A 24,708-nucleotide genomic window follows, 5' to 3' on the forward strand; every position below is an offset into this window, starting at 1 on the left:
ACCTCCTTCACCGCAGCACCGACTCCAGGAAGTCGCTGCCGAGCCGGGCCACGACCGCGAGGTCGAGCTGGTGGAGGACGTAGCGGCCCCGGCGCCGGGTGTCGAGCAGCCCGGCCTTCCGCAGGACGGCGAGGTGGCGGGAGACCTCCGGGGCGGTGATGCCGTACGCGTCGGCCAGCTCGCTCGTCGAGTACACGCCGCGGGCGAGGTTGCGGCACAGCCTCATCCGCATCGGATGGGTCAGCGCCTCCAGGCGCAGCGTGACCGTTTCCACCGACTCGGTGCCGCCGACCTCGGGGGTGGCGACCGGGTACTGGATGACGGGCTGCCAGCCCGGCGCGTAGATGGCGAACAGGTGCGGCCAGCCGAAGACGCTCGGCAGCAGGGTGACGGCGGTGCCGCGGGCCTCGGTGCGGCCGTGCACCAGCTTGTCGGCGACGATGCGGCTGCCGTGCTCGTCCTCCTCCAGGCTCAGCGCCCGTGACGCCGCCGTGAGCGCCTGCGCCAGGCCCTTGCGGCGCAGCAGCTCGGTCTTGTGCTGGGCGTCGGCGGTGAGCTGGACGCGGACCCGGCGCCAGGTGTCGGCGAAGAACGCCCGGTCGCAGTCCTCCAGGAGGCGTCGGATCCACGCGCGCGTGGCGGTGGGTTCGGCGAGCATCCGCTCGACGAACGCCGCCTGGCGCGGGCCGCGGGCCGCCGCCAGGTCGAGCGCGCGGCGCCGCGACCAGGCGTCGACCAGCGGTGAGGGCAGGCCCTTGGGGTAGTGGCTGGTGCTGCAGGAGATCTCCAGGGCCGCGCCGACGAACGTCTCGTCGTCCAGGCGGTCGAGGTCGTCCAGCTCCTCGGCGAGGGTGTCCCGGGGCCGGGCCGGCATGAGGAAGTCGGAGCGCGTCGACCGCCACATGAAGTCGGCTTCGAGCAGCCGGTCGGCCAGCTCCGGCCCGAGCGCGGCGGAGGTCGCCGTCGTCCACACATGCAGCCGGGCGTGGTGCGCGGGCTCGGCCAGCGCGTGCAGCGCGTTGCCGAGCTCGGCCAGCGGCGAGGGGCAGAAGGTGATCCGCTCGTGCGGCAGTCCGGTGATGTCGATGGTCACGCTCACTCCCCCATGGTGCCGGACCGGCCGGGGGCGCTGTCGTGCCACTTGACCAGGGCTGTCAATCGACGGGACCCGCGGGGCGGCCCGAGGGCAGGGTGGGCCCATGGACGCACTGCAGCAGCACCTCCTCGACAGCTACCGGGCCGCCCGGCGCGCCGAACCGGCCCCGCCCGTGCCCGGCGCCCACGACGTCGCGGCGCTGCGCGCGGCCCGCGACCACCGCCGCTTCGCAGCCGTCCTCGCCGGCCGCCCCGCCATCGGCCGCCTGCGCCTGGCCCTCCGCCACCGCCTGCGGCCCGGCTCCGGGGCGCCCGCCGGCCGCGGCCGACCGGCCGGCGGGTGAAGCACGACGCCGGCGCATTCTGTCGCTCAACTGAGGCGCGGGCCCGGCGGATCCTTCCGGGCGCACGCAACCGGCAGCCCGTCGCGGCGCGCCCCCGTGGTTCGGCGTGCGGCCCCCGGGAGTGCGAACGCGCCGGACGTCCCGAAGTCCTCTGCGTTAGGGTCGAATCGGCCATGGCCGTGTACGCAACGGGGGGCTTCCGGAGGGTCGACGGACCGGTGGCCGAGCCCGGGGAGGAGTGTCCACAGTTGTCGGATCCCATACCGGGGTTGCCGCCGGGGTACCGGACGCGCCCGACCACCGCCGACGACCTCGGCGACATCCATCACCTGGTCTCGGCCTGCGAGCGGGAGCTCTACGGACAGGTGCACACCGACCTCGGCCGCATCGCCGCCGACCTGGCCAGACCGGGTCTGGCCCCGGAGCTCGACACCCGGCTGATCCACGACCGGGCCGGGCGGCTGGCCGCTCGGGCCTGGGTGGACCGGCGCTCGGAGGTGGACGTCCACCCCGAGCACCGCGGCCGCGGCCTGGGTGGCGCCCTCCTGGACTGGGCCGAGGCCCGCGGCCGGCAGACGGGCAGCGCGCGAATCGTCCAGACCGTCCCGGACCACGACACCGCTGCCGTCGCGCTGCTGCGCTCGCGCGGGTACGAGCCGATGGTGACCGAGTGGCTGCTGGAGTTCCTCATGCCGGAGGAGCCGTCCGTGCCCGAGCCTCCCGCGGGCATCACCGTCCGGCCGTTCGGACCGGGCGACGAGCACGACGCACACCGGGTCGTCGAGGACGCCTTCGACGAATGGCAGCAGCGGCGCCAGTCCTACCAGGAGTGGGCCCGGCACACCGTCGAACGCCCCACCTTCGCCCCCGCGATGTCGGCGCTGGCGTTCGCCGACGGCCAACTGGTCGGCGTCGCGCTCTCGCTGGACCTCCCGGACACCGGCGAGGGCTACATCGAGCAGGTCGCGGTCCGCCGCGACCACCGCAACCGGGGCATCGCCCGTCTCCTGCTCCGCACCGCGTTCCGCGGCTTCCATCAGCGGGGCCGGCGGGCGTGCACCCTCGGGACGCACTCGGAAACCGGCGCACTCACCCTGTACCTGAGCGTGGGCATGGGAGTGCGGCACAGCTCCACGGTCTTCCGCAAGGACCTGGTGGCAGAGCAGTGATCCGCCAGTAGGACCGCGGGCCGTGTGGCGACGGCGGCCGGACCGCCACCGCCGCCCCGGGCCGACGGGGGTCAGCGGGCGGCCGGGCCGCTCTCGACGCGGAGGTCCGGGCCGGGGAGGGGGAGCGTCCTCGGGATCGGGGCCGCGAAGGCGCCGGCGCCCGGCGCCGGGTCGCACAGGGCCTTGACCACGAGCGAGCCGATCGCCTCTCCGCTCGCCGAGTCGTCCCTGCCCACGAAGGGGTTGTGCGACAGGGCCAACTGGCGCCGTCCGTCGCGACTGCCGAGCAGCAGGGTGCTCCAGCCGGGAAGGCCGCCGTCGTGGCCCCAGGCCGTCTCGCAGCCCGGGCCGAGGTCGATCCGGACCACGCCGAGCCCGTAGCGCCCGCCCTCGGGCGTGGTCGGCACCGTGTCCGTCAGCGCGGCCATCTCGGCGGGCCGCAGCAGCCTCCCGCCGAACAGGGCGGCGTGGAAGCGGTTGAGGTCGGAGGTGGTGGAGATGCCGTTGCCGGCCGCGTCCACGAGGCTCGGGTTGAACCGGGTGATGTCGGCCGGCCCCGCCGGCAGGTCGAGGTACGCGTGGGCGTGCGGGCCGCCGAGGCCGGTCCCGGAGCCCGGGAACACCGTGCCGTCCAGGTGCAGGGGCCGGACGATCCGGCGGTCGACCTCGCTCTGCCAGGTGTGCCCGGTGACCTTCCGGACGATCATCCCGGCGAGGACGTAGTTGGTGTTGGAGTAGTGCCAGCCCTTGCCGGGCGCGAAGTACGGCGGGTGCTCGGCGGAGACCGCGGCCAACTGCTGCGGCCGGTAGTCCCGGTACCGCCGGCTCCCGTACGCGTAGTCCAGGAGGTCGGCCTCGCTATGGACCCGGAACCGCTCGTCCTCCGTGAAGTTGAACAGGCCGCTGGTGTGGTTCAGCAGCTGCCGCACGGTGATCGCCGCGCCGTTCGGGACGACCCCCGGCAGGTGCCGCTCGACCGGGTCGTCCAGACCGAGCCGGCCCTCCCCGACCAGTTGGAGGACGACCGTCGACACGAAGGTCTTGGTCACGCTGCCGATCCGGAACCGGCCGTCCGGCCCGGCCGATTGCCCGGTCGCCAGGTCGGCGATGCCCGCGGCGCCCCGCCACGGGGAGCGGCCGGCCGTGCGGATCTCCGCGAGCGCGGCCGTCATCCCTCCCCGCTCCACGAGGTCCCGCAGCTCCTGCTGCCCGTCGACGCGGGGCCGGCGCTCCGCCGCGGACCCGGCCCCGGCCCCGGCCCCGGACGCCGAGGCGTCCGCCCCTCCCGCCGCCACCGCCGCCGCCGGGGCGAGCGTGACGATCGTGGCACCGGCCAGGGCGACGGCCGCCAGCCGCGTTCCCAGCCGGCCACGCCGGTGTGATGGTCGAACCTGAACAATGGTCATGGTGTCCGCCCCTTCCGGCCCGGTCCCGGGCCGCCGGTACCACGATCGCATCCGCCCCGCCCCCTGCGCGTCGCCCTCCGGTAGGTCACCGACCATGACCCCCGAGGACCGGACCGGGCAGCCGATCGACAGACATGACGCACCATCAGCTCATCCCCAGGAGGCTTGACTTGACCCTGGCCCCGGAGTCCCGTCCGCCCCTTGACGCCGACGGGCCGCATCCACCATGGTGTGGCCCACTCCCTCGCACCGCTGCCCCATCGGCACTCCCCCACCCGGAGACGGCATGCGTGCACCCGCCCACCCCCGCCCCACCCGCCGGCGCGGACCCAACGGTCTGTCCGTCGGCCTCGCGGTCGCCGCGCTCACCGCGGCCGCCGCCTCCACCGTCGGCCTGGCCGCCTCGGCGGCGGAACCGCTCCCGAACGTCAACCTGATCCTCAACGGGGCCTTCGACTCGTACCCGTGGATCTGGACGTGCGACTCGAACGTCCGGTCCAGCAGCATCCCGCACGACCACTACGTGTCGGGCCGTCCGACCGCCGAGAGCAACGCGAGATGCTCCCAGCGGGTGCGGGTCCTGCCGAACTCCAGCTACCTGCTCTACGCCACGGTGCGCGGGCCGTTCGCCTTCGTCGGCGTCAGCGGCCCGGCCGGCGAGAGCGCCTCCACCTGGTCGAGCGAGAGCAGTTGGAACACCCTGACGACGCGGGTCACCACCGGGCCGGACACCACCGAGCTGACCGTGTACTTCCACGGCTGGTACGAGCAGGCCTCCTACGACGTGCGGTGGGTGTCCTTCACCGGGCCCGGGTACGAACCCCACCCGTGCGGCGAACCGACCAGCCCGTCGCCGACGGCGACCGACGGCCCCGCGTCCCCCACGCCGTCCGCCACCTGCTGGCGCACGTACATCCCCTGACGGTCGACCGCCCCCCGCGCCGTCCGGACACTCCCCCACATCGGAGATCGCCATGCGCCCATCCCGCTCCCGCTCCCGCCCCCGCCACGCCTACGGCGGCGGCCCGCTCGGCGCCGCCCTCGGCGCCCTCGCCCTGGCCGGCACGGCCGCCCTCGCCGCCCACGGCTCCGCCACCGCCCAGCCCGCGCCGCTGGAATGGATCAAGAACAGCGACTTCCGCGACCCGCTCGCCCGAGGCTGGTCCTGCGAAGGCGAGTTCGTCCAGACCGGCCGGACGGTCGAGGGCCGTCCCAGCGGGCAGGACTACGCCGGCTGCACGCAAACGGTCCCGGTCGTGGCCGACACCACCTACTCCTTCTCCGCCTACATGTCCGGCGCCTACACCTTCGTCACCGTCTCCGGCACCGGAACGGGCACCGGCGAGGTCACGCTCTGGGCGGACGGGCCGAGCTGGAAGTCCCTCGCCACGACCCTCGCCATCGGCAACTCCAACGCGGTGACCGTCACCTTCCACGGCTGGTACGGGCAGGGCCCCTACCAGGTGAGCCACGTCTCGATGATCGGGCCGATCTACCCCAGCGGGTGCGAGTTCCCCACCCCCACCCCGGGCGTGCCCGCCCCGACCTCGACCAAGCCCTGCATGCCCCGGCCGACCACGCCCCCGAGCGGCCCCGGAGTCCCCACTCCCACGCCCACTCCCACCGGGGGCTGAGAGCCGCGCCCGGCCCCGACATCCGCTGTGTACGGGCGATGCGGCGGGTGTCGGTGGCGGGCCGTAGATTCGGCGCGACCGAGCAGCAGTCGAGCGATTCCCGGACAGGACACCGAGCCCGATGAACCCCGCGCACCCGATCCCCCCGAGCGAGGCGCACGGCGTCGCGCTCACCGAACGCGCCATCGCCTCCGTCGCGGCCGACCCGCACCGGCCGATCCTGGACCACGGCCCGTGGGCCGGGCCGTGGCTGACCGGTGAGCCCGAGCCGCTGCCGGACGGCCTGCCGGCCGGGGAGGTCTTCCCGAGCGGGCGGCCGCTCCCGCCGAGCCTGCGGCGCTGGCTGGCGTTCGACGCCGGCCTGCTGCGCCGGTTCGGCTGGCTGGACGCGGAGGGCCGCTTCACGCCCCGGTCGCTGGGGGACCTCGCGCGGGAGGAACTCGGCGACATCTGGGGTTCCTGCTTCGACACCGTGTCGGACCGCTTCGACGAGTGCTTCCTCCTCCCGGGCGGCTCGGACTCGCGCCGGGTGCTGGCGACCGGGGTGGGCGACGAGCACGGCGAGTACCCGGTGTTCGCCCTGGACATCGACGACATCCCCTGCGTCGAGCTGATGTACCCGGGCCTGGACGTCTACCTGGCGGACACCTCCGGCGCCATCACCGTCGAACTCGACGGCTACTCCTGCCTGGCCCGCGACGCGGTGTACGCCCGACGGATGCTCACCCACGCCCAGCACGTGTTCGGCGGCGAGTTCGCCGAGCAGTGCCTGCCGGAGTTCTGACACGGAGGATGGGCGGAGCTGTGCTCCGGCTCACCCGGCCCCCGTGTATACGCCACCGAATATGACGCCTAGTCTGGCGTATATACGCTGGCGTACAGACGGGGCCCGCAGGCGGCGCCCCGCGCAGGAAAGGCGGCACCGGCCATGCGACTTCCGCTCACTGCCCACACCCGTCGGCCGTGGCGCATCCACGAACTCGCGCCCGACTTCCGCACCGAGGACGTCTGGGCCTTCCGGACCCCTGGCGCCGGGCCGGGCGAACTCGGGGTGATGCTCGCCGCCATGCGGGCGGGCGGCGGCTTCGCCCGGCAGTCGCCGGCCAACCGGTTCCTGTTCGCGGTGCGCTGGAAGCTCGGCGCCCTGCTCGGCTGGGACCGGCCCGAGGCGGGCCTCGGCACCCGGGTCCGCTCGCTGCGCGACCGGCTGCCGCGCGAGCTGTCCGACACCGTCGACGCCACCACGCCGGACGGTCTGCCGCTCACCCCGGTCTACCGGCTGGAGGACGAGTACGTCGGCGAGCTGGCGAACCGGACCGTCCACACCCTCATGCACCTCGGCTGGGTACCGACCGACAAGGGCGAGTACGAGTTGCGGATGGCCGTCCTGGTCAAGCCCAACGGTCCGCTCGGACGGTGCTACCTGACGCTCATCGCACCGTTCCGCTATCTGATCGTCTACCCGGCGCTGACCCGCCAGTGGGAGCAGGCATGGCGGGACCGCCGGCTGCTGCTCGCCGACGGCACCGGACCGCTCGGGTAGCGCGGGCGGGTCTGGCAGAGGGGTCGCGCGGGCGGGTCGCGCAGGGGGTTCGTGGCAGACTTTCCCGCCATGGGCGAGAGCGGAACGGACGAGGCCGCACCGGGCGTGCCGCTGCTGGTGGTGGACGGGGCCAACGTCGTGGGCTCGGTGCCCGACGGCTGGTGGCGCGACCGGCGGGGCGCGGCGGAACGGCTGCGCGATGCGCTCGCGCCCCTCGCCGGCCGCGGACCGGCCGGAGCGACGGACGACGACCGGCCCGGCCTGCCCGCGTGGGCGCGGACCGGGCCGCTGGAGGTCGTCCTCGTCGTCGAGGGCGCCGCCCGGGGTGTCACGGCAACCCCGGAGGTCCGGGTCGAGGCCGCGAGCGGCAGCGGTGACGACCTGATCGTCGACCTGGTCGCGGCGGCGCTGGCCGACCGGCCCGGACGGGCCTGCCTGGTCGTCACGGCCGACCGCGGGCTGCGAGCCCGGGTCTGCGCCCTCGGCGCCGCCGTGGTGGGCCCCCGCGCCGTCCGCCCCGCCTGAACGCCAGCCGACGCCGGTAAAGGCCGGTGCCGGTGAACGTCGGCGTCACAATCCGGGCGGCAGCCGCCCGTACAGCTCGGCCATCGCGCCCGGCAGGAACGGCCCACCGGGCTCCGCCGCGCGCCGCCCGGCCACCGACGTGGGCAGCATCGCCACCGCGACGATCGGCGCCGCGGCCGCGAAGCCGCCGAACCCGGCGATGCTCAGTGGCAGTTCCATCCAGGTGCTGAGCCAGGTCACCAGCCACAGCTTCAGCAGGTTGCCCGCCGTGGCGACCGCCAGCCCGGCCGCCGAGCGCAGCCGCACACCGCGCCCCGGCAGCGCCAGCCGGCTGAACTTGGGGCCGAGCACGGCCCCCAGCGCGACCAGGGTGAGCAGCTGCCGCCAGCCCGGGCCGTTCGCCAGGGTCGCCCCGTCGAGCACGGCGACCACCACCGCGAGACCGGCGACGGCGAGCAGGTGCCGGGCGACGCCGCGCAGCGCCGAGCCGTCCCCGTCGCGATCGGCCAGGACGGACCAGAGGTGGCGCACCGTCACCCCGACCAGCATGACCACCACGGCGGCGACCACCGTCGCGCCCGGTCCCGACAGCCCGGCGGACAGGCCGAGCCCGCCGGCCAGGCGCACCGCCAGCCAGAGCGCCACCGGCTCCGCCGCGAGCAGCAGCGGGAGCAGCGGGAGCAGCAGCAGCGCGCCGAGGCAGGACACGTGCGAGCGGTCCGCCGGGAGGCGGCGGACCAGCGCGCCTCCGGCGGCGTGCACGGCCACCAGGAGCACCGCCGCGCCGAGGACGGCGGCGCACCGGTTCGCGGGCGGACCGCCCAGGTCGAAGCCCGCCACCACGGCGGCGGCCACGGCGAGGCCCACCGCGGTGGCCACCAGGTCGACCAGTTGGGCGGCCGGACCGGTCGCCGGCCGGGATCCGTTCGGCATCCGTCCCCCCGGAGTCGGGCGTGTTCGGCCATGGTTCCCCTGCCGCCCGCCCGTGACCCGTCCGGCGGATCGTCATTTCGGCTGATGGGAGCTGCCCCGGGGCGCCGGACACGGCGGCGCGCCGGTGCGCGCGACGGCGTGCCCTAGCACAGAACGGCGCGTGCTCGCGGCAAGTTCACCGGGAGTCCGCTCGCATTGGCGAACTGGGCGTGGGCGCCCGTTCACGACGGGCGGCGCACGGTAAACCTGAGGCCGACACCGGCCCGGTCGCGGGTCCGGGAGTCCGGCCCCGCTCCCGCCGGCGCGCGCAGCGCACGGCCTGGGCGGGTCCCGGTGCCATCCGCCCCGCCCCGACCACGCAAGCCCCGGGCCCACCGCCCGTCCCGTCCCCCACTCTTCGACCGTTTTGAGGATGCCGAATGCTTGGTGCTGGTTCGTCACCCGGACGCCGGCGCTCCGCCCCCGTGCTCGTCTGGCTCCTGCCCACCCTCGCGACGGCCGCCGTCGCCGCCGTGACGGTGGCCGCGGCCTCCCCCGGCGCCCGTACCGGGATCGCCCTGTGCGCGGGTGTGGGCACCCTGGCGGTGGTCCTGGTCGCCGCCGAGGCCGCCCGCCGGGGCCGGGCGGCGGAGGAGTTGCGCGCCCGGGCGGGCCTGCGCGAGGGCGAGTTGATCCGTCGGCTGACCCGGCAGGAGACCGAGTACATCCGGCTGGCCAAGTCCGTCCTGCCCGCCGCGCTGACCCGGCTCTCGATGGGCGAGGGCCTGGAGAACGTCGTCGCCACGTACACCCTCCAGGACGTCTCGGTCGGCGCCGAGTTCCGGGCGGCGCAGCAGACCCTGCTGCGCGCCGTGCTGGAGACGGTCGAGAACTCGGAGACGCACCGCGAGACCGCCCAGCGGTCCTTCGTCAACATCGCCCGCCGCGTCCAGGCGATCGTCCACCGGCAGGCCGCCGAGCTGCGCAGCATGGAGCACGCGCACGGCAACGACCCCGCCGTCTTCGACGACCTGCTGCTGCTCGACCACGGCAACGCCCTCATCGGCCGCCTCGCCGACAGCATCGCGGTGCTCGGCGGCGCCCGGCCGGGCCGTCAGTGGAACAAGGCAGTGCCGCTGTACAGCGTGCTGCGCGGTGCCATGTCCCGGATCCTGGACTTCGAGCGGATCGAGCTGCACCCGGTCTCGGACGTGGCCGTCGTCGGCCCGGCCGTCGAACCGCTCATCCACGCGGTGGCCGAACTCCTGGACAACGCCACCCGCTACTCCCCGCCGCACACCCTGGTGCACCTGACCGCGGTCGAGGTGCAGACCGGCATCGCGATCGAGATCGAGGACGGCGGGCTGAGCCTCAGCGAGGAGGGCCGGGCCCGGGCCGAGCGGATGCTGGCGGAGGCGCAGGCCGGCAGCGACCTCAACGACCTCGGCGAGACGCCGCGGCTCGGCCTCGCGGTCGTCGGCCGGCTCTGCCGGGCGTACGGCTTCCAGGTCTCGCTGCGGCCCTCGGCCTACGGCGGGGTGCGGGCGGTGCTGGTCTTCCCGCAGGAGCTGATCACCACGGCCGTCGCGACCGGGCGCGCCCACGGCATCGGCGTCACCGGCTCGTCCGGGCCGGATCCGGTGGACGACCGCCGGCCGCACACCTCGCCGCCACCGCGCCGCCCGCTCACGGGGCCGCCGCCCGGGCCGCTCAGCGGCTCGCGCGGGGGGACGCTCGGCGGCTCGCGCGGGACGTTCGGCGGCTCTAGCGGAGGTTCGCCCATGGGCGGGGAGGAGGTCCCGCTGGTGACCGAGCGCACCGCGAACGGCCTGCCCCGGCGCCGTCGGCACGCCACTGCGGCCGTCCGGTTCGGCGCGCGCACCGGCAGCACACCCCCCAACGGCACGCCCACCGGCGGCAGGCCGGCCGGCGGCGCCGGTGGCGGCAGCGGTAGCGGTACCAATGCCGGTACCAATGCCGGTGCCGGTGCGCCCGGGGCGGCGGCGGAGCCGGTGCAGCCCGGCCTCTGGCTGGCCGCCTTCACCGAGGGCATCAACGGCACCGGACCGGCCGACCACGGCAACGGAGACTCGACGGGTACGCGGAGGGACGAGCGGTGATCAAGCCACGGACCAACCTGGACTGGCTGCTCAAGCAGCTGGCGGACGAAGTCCCGCTCGTCCGCAACGTCATCGTGCTCTCCGCCGACGGCCTGCGGATCGCCCAGCACGGCACCGAGGCCGACACCGCCGACCGGCTCGCCGCCGCCTGCGCCGGACTGCAGAGCCTCGCCGCCGCCGTCGGCCACGAGTTCCCGTACGGGGACGGCCGGATGCGGCTGGTGGTGATCGAGATGGGCGGCGGGTTCTTCTACCTCATGGCGGCCGGCGCCCGCGCCTACCTCGCGGTGCTCGCCGACGAGGGCGTGGACGCCGGGCTGATGGGCCAGCGGATGCGCGACCTGGTCGCCCGGATCGGCGAGCACCTCACCACGCCGCCGCGAAGGAGCGAACCTGTCGTATGAGCACCACCGGCCGGGACTGGGGCGACGAGGCCCCGGAACGCTTCTACGTGATCACGCGCGGCCACACCCAGCCGGACGGACGGGCCGCGCTGGACCTGGTCACGCTGGTCGTCTCCCGTGCGGACCCCCTCCCCTCGATGCCGCCGGAGCACGCGGCGATCCTGCGCCTGTGCGGATCGCCGCTCTCCGTGGCCGAGGTCTCCGCCTACCTGCAGCTCCCCGTCAGCGCGGTCACCCTGCTGCTGGCGGAGCTCGTGGCCGAGGAACGGGTCGAGGCGCGCGCCTCCGTCCCGGCCGCCCTTCTCCCCGACCGTGCCCTCCTGGAGGCGGTGATGCATGGACTTCAGCGGCTCTGACACGGTGCCCGGGCCGGCGGACGAGGATCTGCTGCCGGACTCGGCCGCCGCGGCCGTCAAGGTGGTGATCGTCGGCGGCTTCGGCGTCGGCAAGACGACCCTGGTCGGCGCGGTGAGCGAGATCCGCCCGCTGACCACCGAGGAGACGATGACCCAGGCCGGGGCGGAGGTCGACGACCTGGCCGGGATCGAGCGGAAGTCCGAGACGACCGTCGCGATGGACTTCGGCCGGATCAGCATCAGCGACGAGCTGGTGCTCTACCTGTTCGGTACGCCCGGCCAGGAGCGGTTCTGGTTCCTCTGGAACGGCCTGTTCGAGGGGGCGCTGGGCGCGGTCGTCCTGGTCGACACCCGCCGGCTGGAGATCAGCTTCGACGTGATCGGCCGGCTGGAGGACCGGGGTGTGCCGTTCGTCGTCGCCGCCAACGCCTTCCCCGACTCCCCCGACTGCCCGGACGAGGAACTGCGGCTCGCCCTCGACCTGCCGCCCGAGGTCCCGATCGTGGCGTGCGACGCCCGGGTCCGCGCATCCGGACGGGAGGTGCTGCTCGCGCTCATGCACTACCTCTACGACCTCGCGGGGCCGCCGCCCGCGCGCTGAGCGCCCCCACTCGTCCCCCACTCGTCCCCCGCCCTTCCCCCCACCGACGACCTCCGGAGACACCGTGACCTCCCCGTTCCGTGACGACGCCGCCCTCGCGCCGCCCGCCGGCTGCCCCGCCCACCGGACCGGCGACCCGGGCCACCGGGACCAGGCCGTACTCGACGCGTTCGACGACCTCGGCCCCGACGAGCCCGCCCTCGAGGACCTGCCCGTCGCGGAGCTCCGGCGGCTCTACGGGCCCGCGGCCGAGGCGGACCCGGCGGGCCTGTACGAGCAGCTGCGCGCCGACTACGGCGAGGTCGCGCCCGTCCTGCTGCACGGCGACCTCCCGGCCTGGCTGGTCCTCGGCCACACCTCGAACCTCACCGTGATGCGCACGCCCTCGCGCTTCTCCCGGGACTCCCGCCGCTGGACGGCGTTCCGGGAGGGCCGGGTCGCGGCGGACTCCCCGCTGATGCCGGTCATCGCCTGGCAGCCGCTCTGCGTCTTCGCCGACGGCGCCGAGCACCGCCGGCTGCGCGGCGCCGTCACCGACGGCCTGAACGGCACCGACCGGCGCGGGGTGCGCCGCTTCGTCACGCGCTACACCGCCGAGCTGGTCGAGGAGTTCGGCGCGCTGGGCCGCGCCGAACTGGTGAGCCGGTTCGCCGAGCACCTGCCGATGCTGGTGATGACCCAGCTGGTCGGCATGCCCGAGGAGTACGGGCCGCGTCTGGTCGAGGCCGCGCGCGACCTCATGAAGGGCACCGAGACGGCCATCGCCAGCAACGACCACGTGGTGGCCTCGCTGCGCCGCACCGTCGAACGCAAGCGCGACGACCCCGGCCCCGACCTGTGCACCCGGCTGTTGCGGCACCCGGCCGGGCTCACCGACGAGGAGGTGCTGGAGCACCTGCGGGTCGTCCTGCTGGCGGCGAACGAGACCACCGTCAACCTGATCGCCGACACGCTGAAGATGATCCTCACCGACGAGCGATTCCGCGCCCACCTGTCGGGCGGTCACATGACCGTGCCGGACGCGCTGGACCAGGTGCTGTGGGACGCCCCGCCGATGTCGCTGGTGGCCGGGCGCTGGGCGACCGGCGACACCGTGCTCGGCGGCCGGCGGATCCGGGCCGGGGACATGCTGCTGCTGGGCCTCGCCGCCGGGAACGTCGACCCGGTGGTCCGGCCCGACCTGGCGAGGCCGCTGCACGGCAACCGCTCCCACCTGTCGTTCGGCAGCGGCCCGCACGAGTGCCCCGGCCAGGACATCGGCCGGGCCATCGCGGAGACCGGGATCGACTGCCTGCTCACCCTGCTGCCGGACCTCCGCCTCGCCGTCCCGGAGTCGGAGCTGACCTGGACCTCGGCCTGGCTCTCGCGCCATCTGGTCGAGCTGCCGGTGGAGTTCACGCCGCGCGAGCACCTGCCGAAGGCGGTGGCGGCCGCGCCGTCCGTGCCGTCGATCCCGGCCACCCCGGCCACCCCGACCGTCCCGACCACTCCGGCGGCCGTGCCCCCGCCGGCCGAACCGCTCGAAGCGGCCGAGCCGGTCCGACCTGTCGAACCGGTCGAGCCGGTCGAAGCGGACCGGGGACCGGCGGTGCCCGGACCGCGGCCCGGATGGTGGGACACGCTCACGGGGTGGCTGCGTCGCTGACCACCGGGCCGGGCGGCCGCGGATAGAGTCGGCCCGACGCCGCGTCGACCGCCACCGCACCGACCATCGGAGAGTGCCCCCGTGTCCCTGGTACGCGTCCACAACTTCTCCGTCTCGCTCGACGGCTACGGCACGGGCGAGGGCCAGAGCCTGGAAGCCCCGTTCGGCCACGCGGGCGACCGGCTGCACCGCTGGTTCTTCCACACCCGGACCTTCCGCGCCATGCTCGGCCAGCAGGGCGGCGACACCGGCGTCGACGACGCCGTCGCGCGCACCTGGGCCGACGGCATCGGCGCGGAGATCATGGGGCGCAACAAGTTCGGCCCGCAGCGCGGCCCGTGGCAGGACCACGAATGGAACGGCTGGTGGGGGCCGAACCCCCCGTTCCACACCCCGGTGTTCATCATGACCCACCACCCCAGGCCCAGCGTCGAGATGGCGGGCGGCACCACCTTCCACTTCGTCGACGGCTCCCCCCAGGAGGTGCTCGCCCGGGCCCGGGAGGCCGCCGGCGGCCTGGACGTCCGCATCGGCGGCGGGCCGACCACCGTCCGCGCCTTCCTCACCGCCGACCTGATCGACCACCTCCACGTCGCCGTGGTCCCGATCCTGCTCGGCCGCGGCGAGCGCCTCTGGGACGGTCAGGAGGGCCTGGACGAACGCTTCCACGCCGAGTCCGTCACCACCCCGAGCGGCGTCACCCACCTGACCTTCACCCGCCCCCAGCCTCAGCAGGACTGAGGGTTCGCCCGGGCCCGGGCTCTGCCCGCGTTCGGGGCGCAACCCCGGATCCGGACGAACCGTTCCTTCGTGCAGGGGAGTTGCGGGTTGTTGGTGTGCGTCGGGGATGACCTGGGCATGATCTGGCAAATCCATGCCAGGTGTCGGTAGCGTGACGGCCCGACACCTGCCCTCCCTGAGGAGTCCTCGTGGCGAACACCTTCCTGCGGCGGTTGTCCTTACCCGCCGCGCTCGCCGTCCTGACCGCGGCGGCCTCGGCCTTCGGCGCGGGCACGGCGCACGCGGCCGATCCGGGCGGCCCGTGCGACCCCCGCGTGAGCAAGTACGGGCTGTACGAGGTCTCGACCGCCGTCGTGGAACCGGTGCTCACCCACTGGAAGGGCATCACCATAGCCCCCGGCACCACCGGCTCCATCGAGACCACCGTGACCGAGGTCCAGAACGTCAGCACCACGTTCAACGCCTCGACCGAGATCAACTCGGAGGTGGGCGCGTTCTTCGCGAAGGTCTCCGTCAAGGTCGGGTTCTCGGTCCAGACGAGCAAGTCCAGCAGCAGCACGTGGTCCCAGAAGGTCACGCTGAACTTCTCCCGACCCGGCGACTACGCGGTGTTCAAGGGCACCAACCGCGTCCAGGGCAAGGCCGACGAGTACGTCTGTCTCCCCCGCGACTTCCGGTACCCCAATTCCGGTGACGGGTACTGGGCCTACCTCTTCGGCTCGCACCCCGTCTACAGCACCTTCGACGCCCAGATCGAGGGCACCGTCTCCTGCGACACCCCGGTCTCCCCCGGTACCGTCCAGGAACTCGCCCGCAACAAGCTCGTCTGCCACTGAGCACCGCCCCGCCCGGGACCGGCCGCCTCCCGGCCGGCCCCGGGCGGGAGGCGGCCGCACCCTGGGGCGTGTCCGACCATTCGCGTCGGATCGGCGTGCGGCTCCCCCAGCCTCCGGCCGGCGGGAATGGTCAAACACGCCTCAGTACGAGCCCGATTCGATTTCGGCCACCACGCCCGGGCGGCCGGGTCGCCAGCCGAGACCGGTGCGGGCGGCGGCGCCGCTGACGCTCTGGTCGAGGGCGAGGGCGTCCGCGAAGAGCGGGCCGAAGACCTCGGCGGCCTCTTCCACGGGCACCGCGTGCGGGGCGGCGGACACTCCGGCCGCGCGGCCGGCGGCGCGGGCGAGGTCGCGCACCGGGGTGGCCGGCTCGCCGACGCCGTGCCAGAGGGTGCCGGCCTCGGCCCGTTCGACGGCGGCCACGAACAGCTCGGCCAGGTCGTCCACGTGGACGGTCGGCCAGCGCACGCCCTCCTCGCCGTAGTACTCGGGCACACCCTGCTTGCGGGCCCGCTCGACCAGGATGGCGGGGATGCCGCCGCCGCGGCCGTACACGATGCCGGGCCGGACGACGACCGCGCGCACGCCTTCGGTGGCCTCGGCCAGCACCCGCTGCTCGATCCGCGGGCGGTAGCCGACGATGTCGATCGGGTCGGTCGGGGCCTCCTCGCCGACCTCCTGGGCCTCGCCGGTGGCGCCGAGCACCCAGACGCCGCTGGTGTAGACGAAGGGGCGGCCGGTGCCGCGCAGCGCAGTGGCGAGCGCCTCGATGACGGCGGTGTCGACGTCGGCGTCGCCGCTCGGGGGAGCCAGGTGGATCACGCCGTCGATGTCCGGGGTCACCGCACCGGCCAGCGAGGCCGGGTCGGCGGTGTCGCCGACCAGCTGGGCGTGCCAGCCCCGGTCGGGCTGCGGCTCGGCGCTACGGGTGAGCGCGACGACCTGGTGGCCGGCCGCGGCGAGGTGCTCGGCGAGGGCCGAGCCGATGTAGCCGGTGGCACCGGTGAGCAGAATCTTCATGACATTCCACCTCTGTCGAAAATTTCGATATCGAAACTATAGGCAGGATGGGTCCGCGATGTCAAACATTTCCACGTCGAACTGTTAGACTCGGCGCATGACGGAACAGCAGCCGCAGCACGACGGCGTCGACCGCATCACCGCACAGTGGCGCGCGGTCCGCCCCGACCTGGACACCTCCCCCATGGCCGTGATCGGCCGCGTCTCCCGCGCCTCGCGCCTGCTGGAGCGCGGGGTCAAGGAGAACCTGGCCGTCCACGGCATCGAACCCTGGGAGTTCGACGTCCTGGCCACCCTGCTGCGCTCCGGCCCGCCCCACGTCCTCACCGCCGGCGAGCTGAGCTCGGCCGCGATGGTCAGCTCCGCGGCACTCACCAACCGCATCGACCACCTCGTGGAGAAGGGGCTGGTCGACCGCGCCGTCGACCCCGCCCACCGCCGCCGGGTGCTGATCTCCCTCACCGACAGCGGCCGGGAGCTGACCAACCGGCTCGTCGAGCACCACCTCGCCGGCGAGGAACGCCAGCTCGCCGGACTCACCACCGCCGAACGCGACCAGCTCACCGGACTCCTGCGCCGCCTCCTCGTCACCCTCGGCGACCACGCCGAGGACCCCGGCCCCCGGCGGTAGCCGCCCGCCCGGGGCCGGGGAGCCGTGATGCCCGGCCGAGGGGCCCGCTTCAGAAGTGGATCAACGGCGGGGACGGGGAGGGATCACTCCTGGAACGGGCCCTGGCCGGCGAGGAACGGGGCCAGGACGTCGAGGAGTTCCGCGGGGGCGTCGACGGCGATGAGGTGGCCGGCGGTGGGGAGCTCGACCAGGTCGGCGGTGGGGATGGCCGTGGCGTAGCGGCGGCCGATGGCCCGGAAGTCGGCGACGTCGAGACCGCCGGTCGCGACCAGGGTCGGGACGGTGACGGTGGCGAGGTCGCCGGTCGTGACGCCCTGGGAGTGCTCGCCGACGGCGGCCTGGTTCACCAGGGAGGTTCGCAGGGGGGCGCGCAGTCGGTCGGCCGCGTCCGGGGGCACCTCGTCCCAGGTGCGGGCCGGCCCGCGGACCCACATGTCGAGGTTGACGCGGACGGCGGTGTCGAGGTCGCCCGCGGCCAGGGCCGCCGTCTCGGCCTCGTCGTAGGCGATCATCTCGGCGGACCAGTCGTAGCCCGGCCACGGCGGGGCGAGCAGTGCCAGCGCGTGCACCCGGTCCGGGTGGGTGAGGGTGAAGTCCACGGCGACCCGGCCGCCCCAGGAGGCGCCCACCAGCCGGACGCGCTCGTGGCCGAGGTGGTCCAGGAGGCGGCGCAGGTCGTCGGTCTCGCGGAAGGGTCCGGCCGGGGGCGCGGACTCGCCGAAGCCGCGCAGGTCGTAGCGGATCACGGTGTGCCGCTGCGCGAGCGCGGGGACGACCGCGTCCCACATGCGGTGGTCGGCGATGCCCGCGTGCACGAGGACCACGGGCGGACCGTCACCGGAGACGACGTAGGAGAGGTGGCCGAGATCGTCGGCGAGCCTGAGCATTCGCAGATGTTCGCAGGTGGCAGGCGCATGCGCCACCCCTTGACGATCACCGTCGCCGCAACCGGTGCGCCCCCGCCCGCCCGGGTGCGCCCCGGGCGGAGGAGCCGGGTGAGGTTTGCGACTCCCTCCGGGGTGCCATATCCGAGGCTCAGGCCGGATCCGGCAGTCGGCCGGATCGGGCCGACCGAGGGAGGGGACACCCGGATGACAGACACCCACCGGTCCGCGCTGCGGTACACCGCCGACATCACCGCGGAGGACATCGAGGGCCTGGCCCGGTTCATCGGCCGGCGGATCGTCCAGTTGCGGAAGGGGGCCGGAGCGTCGGGGAGCGAGGAGGAGCGGGTCGGGGACGCGCTGGCCCAGACCGTCGCGGCCCTCACCGGGAGCGCGCGGGAGGTCCTCGGCGCGCTCGCCGACCGGGCCGCGGAGGCCGGATCGGAGCCCGGATCGCCGGCCGCGCCGCAGGAGGGCGCGGACGGCCACGCGGTGGAGGAGCTGATGGTCCGGCTCAGCACGCTGTGGCGGTACCTGTTGACGGCCGCCGAGGCGTGGAGCCACCTGCCGGACTACGACGTGGCGCGCTGGCGGCTCGACGGCCACCTGGACGCCGAGCACGAGGCGCGGGACCGCTGGCTGGCGGCGGGCGGGGCCTGGTAGCGGCCCGGACCGGCCCCGGCCCGGGTGGGCGGGGCCGGCCGCGCGGGACGTCAGTTCCAGGGGTTGGCGGCCTGGTCGTTGATGTTCACCCAGAAGCGGACGTTCTTCGGCAGGTTGCCGTTGGCCCAGAACGTCCAGCCGCCGGGCGACGAGTAGTTGTCGCCGTAGTGGCCGTCGTGGAACTCGGCCTGCCTCCAGTTGCGGCCGAACTGCCCGCGGCAGATGGCGTTGGCCGCCTCCGGGCTGGTCAGCTCCGTCCCCTTCACGGGGCGGCTGATCTCCACCTCGCCCAGGGCCCAGCCGTTGTAGAAGCCGATGACGATCCCGGGCGGGGCGGGCCGGAAGTCCTGGTTGAGGCAGAGCACCGGCAGCGAGTTCCAGGCGGGGGTGTCGCCGTTGTACGGGTCACTGGCGGTGCCGCCGGGGCCGCCGACCTGGATGGCGTAGCCCGCACCGTAGTTGAGGAGTTCCCAGGTCATGCCGGGGTGGTTGGCGGTCGTGGTGGCCTGCGCGGTCGGGGCGGCGGCCAGCGGGGCGAGGGCGGCCACGGCGGTGGCGGCCGCGACGGCGGCGAAGCGCTTGATGCGGATCATGGGTCGTTCCTCCAGGGAACTGCGGGGCGGGGGTGAGCACGGCGCCGTACCCCTGCGGGCCGGCGCACACCGACCCTCTCAATCACGCGCACGTATCTGGCATGATCTGGTCATCGGATCGTCACCAAACGCGACGACCCGACAGCGGTGTGCAAGACCCTGGGGAGGGGCAGCGCATGGAGTTCGCGATTCTGGGACCGCTGGAAGTCCGGACCGACGGGGGCGACCGGGTCCGGTTGGGGGGCGTGCGCCAGGAGCGGCTGCTCGCCGCACTGTTGCTCAACACGGGCGGCGCCGTACCGGTGGCCCGGCTGGTGGACGCCGTCTGGGACGACCGGCCGCCGGCCACCGCCGACCGCCAGGTCCGCAACCTGGCGGGGCTGCTGCGCCGGGGCTTCCACCGCGCCGAGCCGGCCGGACCGCCCGCACTGCAGACCGACGGGCGCGGCTACCGCATCCTGCTCGACGGCCACCGGCTGGACGCCCGGACCTTCGCCGACACGGTCGCCCGCTCCCGCCGCACGGCCGCCGCCGGACAGCCGTCCGCCGCGGCGGCGCACCTGCGCGAGGCCCTCGCGCTCTGGCGCGGGCCCGTGCTCGACGGGCTGGCGGGACAGGCGATCAGGGCGGGCGCAGTGCCGCTGGACGAACTCCGGCTCACCGCCTGGGAGGACTGCCTCGACCTGGAGGCCGCCCTCGGCCGGCACCGGGCCGGCATTCCCGAGCTCACCGCACTGGTCGCCGACCATCCGCTGCGGGAGCGGCTCGTCGGACAGCTGATGCGGGCGCTGCACGCCTCCGGCCGGACGGCCGACGCCCTGGCGGCGCACCGGCGGTTCACCACCCGGCTCGCCGAGGAGCTGGGCCTCGACCCGAGCCCGGAACTGCGGCGGCTGCACCTGGAGTTGCTCACCACCGGGACGGGCCGGGAGGACGGGCCGCGCCCGGTCCGGGGAGGCGGTCCGGGCGAGCGAGGAGATCGAAGAGCGCGCGAGGCCGCTCCCCCGACCGCCGCCCCGGCTCCCCCGACCACCCGGGCCGCACCGCCCCGGCCCGCCCAACTGCCGCCCCCGCTCGCCACGTTCACCGGGCGCGCCGCGGAACTCGCCGCCCTCGACGGCTTCGCCGACGCCGCGACGCCCCCGGCCGACGCCACCTTCCCGGCCGACGCCACCGCCTTCGCCGGCGGCCCCGCCGCCCGGATCTGCGCCGTCTCCGGCAGCGCCGGGATCGGCAAGAGCACCCTGGTCGTCCGCTGGGCGCACCGGCGGCGCGACCACTTCCCCGGCGGCCAGCTCTACGCCGACCTGCACGGCTTCTCCGCCGAACCGCCGCTGCCGCCGCACGCCGTGCTGGCCCGCTTCCTGCGCGCCCTCGGAGTGCCCGGCGAGCAGGTGCCGAGCGTCCCGGAGGAGGCCGCCGCGCTCTACCGCTCCCTGCTGGCCGGCCAGCGGGTGCTGGTCGTCCTGGACAACGCGCGCAGCGCCGAGCAGGTCCGGCCGCTGCTCCCGGGCGCGCCCGAGTGCCTGACGGTGGTCACCAGCCGCTCCGGCCTGGCGGGGCTCACCGCCCGGGACGGCGCCCGCCCGCTGGCCCTCGACCTGATGCCGGCGCGGGACGCCGTCGCGCTGCTCGACCGCGTCATCGGCGGCCGGCGGGCCCGGTCCGAGCCGACCGCCGTCACCGAACTGGCCGCCGTCTGCGGCCGGTTGCCGCTCGCCCTGGCCATCGCGGCCAGCCGCCTCGCCGAGCGCCCCGGCCGGACGGTCGCCGACCACGTCGCCGAACTGCGCGACACCGGGGACCGACTCACCGCGCTGGCAATCGACGGTGACGCCACCTCGGCCGTCCGCGCCGCCCTCGACCTCTCCTACCGCGCCCTGCCCGCCACCGCCCGCGCCCTGTTCCGGCTGCTCGCGCTCGCCCCCGGCCCCGGCCTCTCCGCGGCGGCGGCCGCCGCGCTCCGCGGCGAACGCACCGCCGCCGTGCGCCCCGTCCTGGAGCAGTTGACCACCGCCCACCTGCTCACCCACGAGGGCGGGGACCGCTACCGGCTGCACGACCTGCTGCGCCTGTACGCGGCCGAGCGCGCCGACGCCGAGACCGGCCGGGCGGTGCGCACCGCCGCCCGCGAACGGCTGGGCACCTGGTACCTGCACCACGCCGACGCCGCCGCCCGGCTGCTCACCCCGCACCGCCGGCGGATCCCGCTCCCCCCGCCCGGCCCCTGGTACGAACCGCCCGCCTTCACCACCGCCGCCGGGGCCCAACGGTGGTGCGAGAGCGAGCACACCCATGTGCTGCGCGTGGTGCGCGCGGCCGCCGCGGACGGCCCGGACGACCTCGCCTGGCGGCTGCCGGTGGTCCTGTGGAGCTACTACTTCACCAGTCCGCACCTGGACGACCGCGAGGAGGCCGCCCGGCTCGCGGTGGCGGCGGCCGGACGGGCCGGTGACCGGTACGGCGAGGGCCACGCCCGCAACGACCTCGCCACCGCGCTCGGCGCGCTCGGCCGGCACGACGAGACGCTTGCCGAACTCCGGCTCGCCCGGGCCCTGTTCGCGTCGATCGGGGACCGGGACGGCGAGGCCAACGTGATCGGCAACCTCGGCGACCACTGGCTCAGCACCGGCGCCTTCGGCCAGGCGCGGCTGTACTTCCAGGGCGCGCTCGCGCTGCTCCGGGCGCAGCCGGAGGACCGCCGGGACGACTGGGCGATCCGGGTGTGCGAGACCAACATCGGCGTCACCGCGATGCTGGCGGGCCGCGGCCGGGAGGCGGGCGAGTACCTGCACCGGGCCCTGGACCGCCACCGCTCCACCGGGGATCCGGTGCTGGAGGGCATCACGCTCTACTACCTGGCGGACCACCACCGCCGGCTGGACCACCCCGAGCAGGCCGCCGAGCGGCTGCGCCAGGCCCTGGCGCTGATCGACGGCACGACCGGCAACCCGCGGCTGCGCGCCGACGTCCTGGCGGCCCTCGCCGAACTGGGCGAGGACCGCCCCGCCTGACCGCCCCGCCTCACCGCCCGACCGCCCGCCCGCCCGCCGCGACCCGGTCCGTCCCCCGGGCGGGTGATGGCGGCGGCGCGACCGCACGGCGGGCGGTGGAACGGGGACCGGTCGTGGTCGGATGGGCGGTCGGCGTGGGAAGGGCGGGACGGTGCGGCGGCTCAGGGTGGTGGCGGCGGTGGCGTCGGCGGCGGTGCTCGCCACGGCGGCGGTGGGGCCCACCGAGCCGCCGGACGGAGGTGGGGCGGCGGCGGAACGGCCGGCCGGCGAGGCGGGTGCGACGGGCAGGTCCGGCGGGCTCGGCGGGTTCGGCGGGCTCGGGGCGATCGGTGCGGTGAGCGGGTTCGGGGGGCTCGGCGGTCCCGGTGCGGGCCGGCTGCGGCTGCTCGCCGGGGTGCTGCGCCAGGACCGGCCCGGCAGCGGCTGGTACCTGGTCGGCGGGGCGCACCTGGTGCTCAACCTGGCGGTGGCGTCCGCCGACCACCAGCAGATCGTGCTGCGCTTCCCGCCCGCCCGGCGCGTGGTGTCCGTGCTCTGCGGGCCCGACGAGACGTACTCGCCGCTCGGCTACACCTGCGGCGCGTCCGTCTCGCTGGACGCGGTGACCGTCCGGCTGGGGCGGGGCGGGCGGCTCGCCGACCCGATGTCCACGGCGGCCGGGCCGTACGCGAACTTCTGGCTGCTGGGGCTCGTCGAGCAGCGCTGAGCAACTCCGGTCCGGCCCGGCGGTCCTGACCACCGGACCGGGTCGGCGGTCTTGACGGAACGGTCCACGAAAAGGTGTTCTGTACCACGGAGCCGGCAAGGTCGCCGGCCGCGCGTCCCGGTGGGGCATAGCCCGGGGCCGTACCTCCGGGTGACATCTCCCCCGCCGCCGGACGGGGCTCCTACGGTTTCCCGCAACCCCCACACCCCGATCGCGGGAGACCCCCATGCTCCGACGACCCGCCAGGGCCGCGTGCGCCGTCCTGGCCACCGCCGCCCTCGCTCTGACGGCTCTCCAGGGCACCGCCGGTGCCGCCGCCCCGGACCCCGGGTCCGCCGCGACCGCGCGGGCCGCCGCCTCGGCCGCCGCGGGCGCGCCGGACACCCTCGGCACGGCCGCCGCCACGCCCGAGGTGCTCGACGCCTTGCAGCGCGACCTCGGTCTGACGGCCGGCCAGGCGCGGGCCCGGACCGCCAACGAGGCCCGGGCCGGTGCCCGGGCGGGGGCTCTCGCCCAGGGCCTGGGCGGCAGTTGGGCCGGCTCCTGGGTGGAGGGCGCCGACGCGGCCGGGCTGGCCGTCGCCACCACCCGGGCCGCCGACGCCGCGACCATCCGCGCGGCGGGCGCCCGGCCGGTGGTCGTCGCGCACCCGCTGGCCGCGTTGGACGGAACGCTGGCCGCGCTCGACCGGGCCGCCGGGCGCGGCGCGGCGGGCCGGGCGGACGCGCTCGCGGCGCCGGTGCGCTTCGTCGACGTGCGCACCAACTCCGTGGTGGTGCAGGCCACCGACCCGGCCGCGGCCGAGCGGCTGGTCACCGCCGCCGGGGTGGACCGGGCGGCGGTCCGGGTGGAGCGGGTGGCCGAGGCCCCGCGTCCGCTCTACGACCTGCGCGGCGGCGACGCGTACTACATCGACGGCAGCAGCCGCTGCTCGATCGGCTTCCCGATCACCCGGGGGACCACCCAGGGCTTCGTCAGCGCGGGCCACTGCGGCCGGGCGGGCTCCAGCACGACCGGGTCCAACCGGGTCTCCCAGGGCAGCTTCCAGGCCTCGGTCTTCCCGGGCAACGACATGTCCTGGGTCGCCACCACCAGCGGCTGGACGGCGACCCCGTACGTGAACAGCGCGGCCGGCGCGGTGAGCGGCTCGGTGCTCCAGCAGGTCGGCGCCTCGGTCTGCCGCTCCGGCTCCACCACCGGCTGGCACTGCGGGACCATCCAGCAGCACGGCACCAGCGTCACCTACCAGGAGGGCACCGTCTCCGGCGTGACCCGCACCAATGTGTGCGCCGAGCCCGGTGACTCGGGCGGCTCCTTCATCTCCGGGACCCAGGCGCAGGGGGTGACCTCCGGCGGCACCGGCAACTGCTCGCAGGGCGGCACCACCTACTTCCAGCCGGTCAACCCGATCCTGCAGGGCTACGGGCTGACCCTGAAGACGGACTCCCAGGGCCCCGGCCCGGGCCCCGGCAACCCCGGCGGCACCTGGGCGGTCGGCACCGTCTACCAGGCCGGTGACACGGTGACCTACGGCAGCACCTCCTACCGCTGCCTCCAGGGCCACCAGGCGCAGGTCGGTTGGGAGCCGCCGAACGCGCCGGCGCTGTGGCAGGCGGTCTGACCGTCGGCGTCCGGGTACCTCCGCCCGCAGGACGAGAACGCGACGGCGGGCCGCCGGTGTGAGACCTTGGACGGGGGCGAACCACCCAAGGAGGCCCGATGTCCTCGAAGCGTCGCCGCAAGAAGAGGGCCCGCCGCAAAGGCGCCAACCACGGCAAGCGGCCCCAGTGCTGAACCGGCGCTGACCGTCGCCGAGCCGTCACCGTGGCCGCCGCGCCGGTCCGGACACCCGTCCGGGCCGGCGCG

General features: G+C 75.3%; 25 protein-coding genes. 19 read left to right on the forward strand and 6 right to left on the reverse strand.

The features are described 5' to 3' along the window. Window positions 1–7: 7 nt before the first annotated feature. Window positions 8–1,099 (reverse strand): DUF5937 family protein, encoded by a 1,092-nt coding sequence (locus ACFCLZ_RS01730; protein ID WP_380282778.1) that lies wholly within the window; start codon window positions 1,097–1,099, stop codon window positions 8–10. A 100-nt stretch (window positions 1,100–1,199) separates the two neighbouring features. Here ACFCLZ_RS01730 and ACFCLZ_RS01735 point away from each other — a divergent pair, with 100 nt between their 5' ends. Continuing rightward, entirely contained in the window at window positions 1,200–1,439 is a 240-nt protein-coding gene (locus ACFCLZ_RS01735; RefSeq protein WP_380282779.1) for a hypothetical protein, read from the forward strand. 248 nt (window positions 1,440–1,687) lie between these two features. After that, window positions 1,688–2,608: a GNAT family N-acetyltransferase gene (locus ACFCLZ_RS01740; RefSeq protein WP_380282780.1), complete on the forward strand. Its 921-nt coding sequence runs from the start codon at window positions 1,688–1,690 to the stop codon at window positions 2,606–2,608. A gap of 71 nt (window positions 2,609–2,679) precedes the next feature. Here ACFCLZ_RS01740 and ACFCLZ_RS01745 read toward each other — a convergent pair whose 3' ends face one another. Then, complete coding sequence (locus tag ACFCLZ_RS01745; RefSeq protein ID WP_380282781.1) at window positions 2,680–4,014, reverse strand: serine hydrolase domain-containing protein; 1,335 nt, start codon at window positions 4,012–4,014, stop codon at window positions 2,680–2,682. A 286-nt stretch (window positions 4,015–4,300) separates the two neighbouring features. Between ACFCLZ_RS01745 and ACFCLZ_RS01750 the strand changes: the two genes are divergently transcribed. The 5 genes from ACFCLZ_RS01750 to ACFCLZ_RS01770 all read left to right on the forward strand — a co-directional run bounded on the left by ACFCLZ_RS01750 (window position 4,301) and on the right by ACFCLZ_RS01770 (window position 7,716). Beyond that, window positions 4,301–4,936: a hypothetical protein gene (locus ACFCLZ_RS01750; protein ID WP_380282782.1), complete on the forward strand. Its 636-nt coding sequence runs from the start codon at window positions 4,301–4,303 to the stop codon at window positions 4,934–4,936. A gap of 52 nt (window positions 4,937–4,988) precedes the next feature. Continuing rightward, on the forward strand, window positions 4,989–5,648 hold the full coding sequence (locus ACFCLZ_RS01755; protein WP_380282783.1) for a hypothetical protein: 660 nt from the start codon (window positions 4,989–4,991) through the stop codon (window positions 5,646–5,648). A gap of 121 nt (window positions 5,649–5,769) precedes the next feature. Beyond that, window positions 5,770–6,432, forward strand: a complete 663-nt coding sequence (locus ACFCLZ_RS01760) for a hypothetical protein (RefSeq protein ID WP_380282784.1) — start codon at window positions 5,770–5,772, stop codon at window positions 6,430–6,432. 144 nt (window positions 6,433–6,576) lie between these two features. Continuing rightward, a complete protein-coding gene (locus ACFCLZ_RS01765; RefSeq protein ID WP_380282785.1) occupies window positions 6,577–7,191 on the forward strand; it encodes a DUF2867 domain-containing protein in 615 nt (204 codons plus the stop codon). Between the two features lie 69 nt (window positions 7,192–7,260). After that, window positions 7,261–7,716 (forward strand): NTP pyrophosphohydrolase, encoded by a 456-nt coding sequence (locus tag ACFCLZ_RS01770; RefSeq protein WP_380282786.1) that lies wholly within the window; start codon window positions 7,261–7,263, stop codon window positions 7,714–7,716. 45 nt (window positions 7,717–7,761) lie between these two features. Here ACFCLZ_RS01770 and ACFCLZ_RS01775 read toward each other — a convergent pair whose 3' ends face one another. Beyond that, window positions 7,762–8,649, reverse strand: coding sequence for a hypothetical protein (locus tag ACFCLZ_RS01775; RefSeq protein ID WP_380282787.1), 888 nt, complete (start codon window positions 8,647–8,649; stop codon window positions 7,762–7,764). 419 nt (window positions 8,650–9,068) lie between these two features. On the opposite strand from ACFCLZ_RS01775, the gene ACFCLZ_RS01780 reads away from it, so the two are divergent. The 7 genes from ACFCLZ_RS01780 to ACFCLZ_RS01810 all read left to right on the forward strand — a co-directional run bounded on the left by ACFCLZ_RS01780 (window position 9,069) and on the right by ACFCLZ_RS01810 (window position 15,331). Continuing rightward, a complete protein-coding gene (locus ACFCLZ_RS01780; protein WP_380282788.1) occupies window positions 9,069–10,748 on the forward strand; it encodes an ATP-binding protein in 1,680 nt (559 codons plus the stop codon). Further along, complete coding sequence (locus ACFCLZ_RS01785; protein WP_380282789.1) at window positions 10,745–11,152, forward strand: roadblock/LC7 domain-containing protein; 408 nt, start codon at window positions 10,745–10,747, stop codon at window positions 11,150–11,152. Before ACFCLZ_RS01780 ends, ACFCLZ_RS01785 begins: the two co-directional genes overlap by 4 nt. Continuing rightward, on the forward strand, window positions 11,149–11,508 hold the full coding sequence (locus ACFCLZ_RS01790; protein WP_380282790.1) for a DUF742 domain-containing protein: 360 nt from the start codon (window positions 11,149–11,151) through the stop codon (window positions 11,506–11,508). Before ACFCLZ_RS01785 ends, ACFCLZ_RS01790 begins: the two co-directional genes overlap by 4 nt. After that, the gene (locus tag ACFCLZ_RS01795; RefSeq protein ID WP_380282791.1) at window positions 11,489–12,109 is read left to right on the forward strand and encodes an ATP/GTP-binding protein; all 621 of its coding nucleotides are present in this window, start codon (window positions 11,489–11,491) and stop codon (window positions 12,107–12,109) included. The genes ACFCLZ_RS01790 and ACFCLZ_RS01795 overlap by 20 nt, the downstream gene beginning before the upstream one ends. Before the next feature lie 64 nt (window positions 12,110–12,173). After that, window positions 12,174–13,754, forward strand: coding sequence for a cytochrome P450 (locus tag ACFCLZ_RS01800; RefSeq protein ID WP_380282792.1), 1,581 nt, complete (start codon window positions 12,174–12,176; stop codon window positions 13,752–13,754). A gap of 81 nt (window positions 13,755–13,835) precedes the next feature. Next, a complete protein-coding gene (locus ACFCLZ_RS01805; protein WP_380282793.1) occupies window positions 13,836–14,495 on the forward strand; it encodes a dihydrofolate reductase family protein in 660 nt (219 codons plus the stop codon). A gap of 188 nt (window positions 14,496–14,683) precedes the next feature. Then, the gene (locus ACFCLZ_RS01810; RefSeq protein WP_380282794.1) at window positions 14,684–15,331 is read left to right on the forward strand and encodes a hypothetical protein; all 648 of its coding nucleotides are present in this window, start codon (window positions 14,684–14,686) and stop codon (window positions 15,329–15,331) included. Between the two features lie 141 nt (window positions 15,332–15,472). On the opposite strand, the gene ACFCLZ_RS01815 is transcribed toward ACFCLZ_RS01810, so the two are convergent. After that, entirely contained in the window at window positions 15,473–16,351 is an 879-nt protein-coding gene (locus tag ACFCLZ_RS01815; protein WP_380282795.1) for an NAD-dependent epimerase/dehydratase family protein, read from the reverse strand. A 97-nt stretch (window positions 16,352–16,448) separates the two neighbouring features. Between ACFCLZ_RS01815 and ACFCLZ_RS01820 the strand changes: the two genes are divergently transcribed. Next, the gene (locus ACFCLZ_RS01820; protein WP_380282796.1) at window positions 16,449–16,982 is read left to right on the forward strand and encodes a MarR family winged helix-turn-helix transcriptional regulator; all 534 of its coding nucleotides are present in this window, start codon (window positions 16,449–16,451) and stop codon (window positions 16,980–16,982) included. Between the two features lie 83 nt (window positions 16,983–17,065). Here the strand turns inward: ACFCLZ_RS01820 and ACFCLZ_RS01825 are convergent, their stop codons facing one another. Further along, a complete protein-coding gene (locus ACFCLZ_RS01825; protein WP_380282797.1) occupies window positions 17,066–17,869 on the reverse strand; it encodes an alpha/beta fold hydrolase in 804 nt (267 codons plus the stop codon). A gap of 204 nt (window positions 17,870–18,073) precedes the next feature. Between ACFCLZ_RS01825 and ACFCLZ_RS01830 the strand changes: the two genes are divergently transcribed. After that, window positions 18,074–18,529 (forward strand): hypothetical protein, encoded by a 456-nt coding sequence (locus ACFCLZ_RS01830; protein WP_380282798.1) that lies wholly within the window; start codon window positions 18,074–18,076, stop codon window positions 18,527–18,529. Between the two features lie 50 nt (window positions 18,530–18,579). Here the strand turns inward: ACFCLZ_RS01830 and ACFCLZ_RS01835 are convergent, their stop codons facing one another. After that, window positions 18,580–19,122, reverse strand: a complete 543-nt coding sequence (locus ACFCLZ_RS01835; RefSeq protein WP_380282799.1) for a hypothetical protein — start codon at window positions 19,120–19,122, stop codon at window positions 18,580–18,582. Between the two features lie 176 nt (window positions 19,123–19,298). Between ACFCLZ_RS01835 and ACFCLZ_RS01840 the strand changes: the two genes are divergently transcribed. From ACFCLZ_RS01840 to ACFCLZ_RS01850, 3 genes are all read left to right on the forward strand, one after another. Next, window positions 19,299–22,136 carry a BTAD domain-containing putative transcriptional regulator gene (locus ACFCLZ_RS01840; protein ID WP_380282800.1) on the forward strand — a complete coding sequence of 946 codons (2,838 nt, stop codon included), beginning with the start codon at window positions 19,299–19,301 and terminating at the stop codon, window positions 22,134–22,136. Between the two features lie 151 nt (window positions 22,137–22,287). Further along, window positions 22,288–22,842: a hypothetical protein gene (locus ACFCLZ_RS01845; protein WP_380282801.1), complete on the forward strand. Its 555-nt coding sequence runs from the start codon at window positions 22,288–22,290 to the stop codon at window positions 22,840–22,842. 226 nt (window positions 22,843–23,068) lie between these two features. Beyond that, window positions 23,069–24,463, forward strand: coding sequence for a carbohydrate-binding protein (locus ACFCLZ_RS01850; protein ID WP_380282802.1), 1,395 nt, complete (start codon window positions 23,069–23,071; stop codon window positions 24,461–24,463). Window positions 24,464–24,708: the final 245 nt, after the last annotated feature.

Origin of the sequence: Kitasatospora purpeofusca (assembly GCF_042691725.1) — a bacterium.
GTDB lineage: Bacteria > Actinomycetota > Actinomycetes > Streptomycetales > Streptomycetaceae > Kitasatospora > Kitasatospora purpeofusca_B.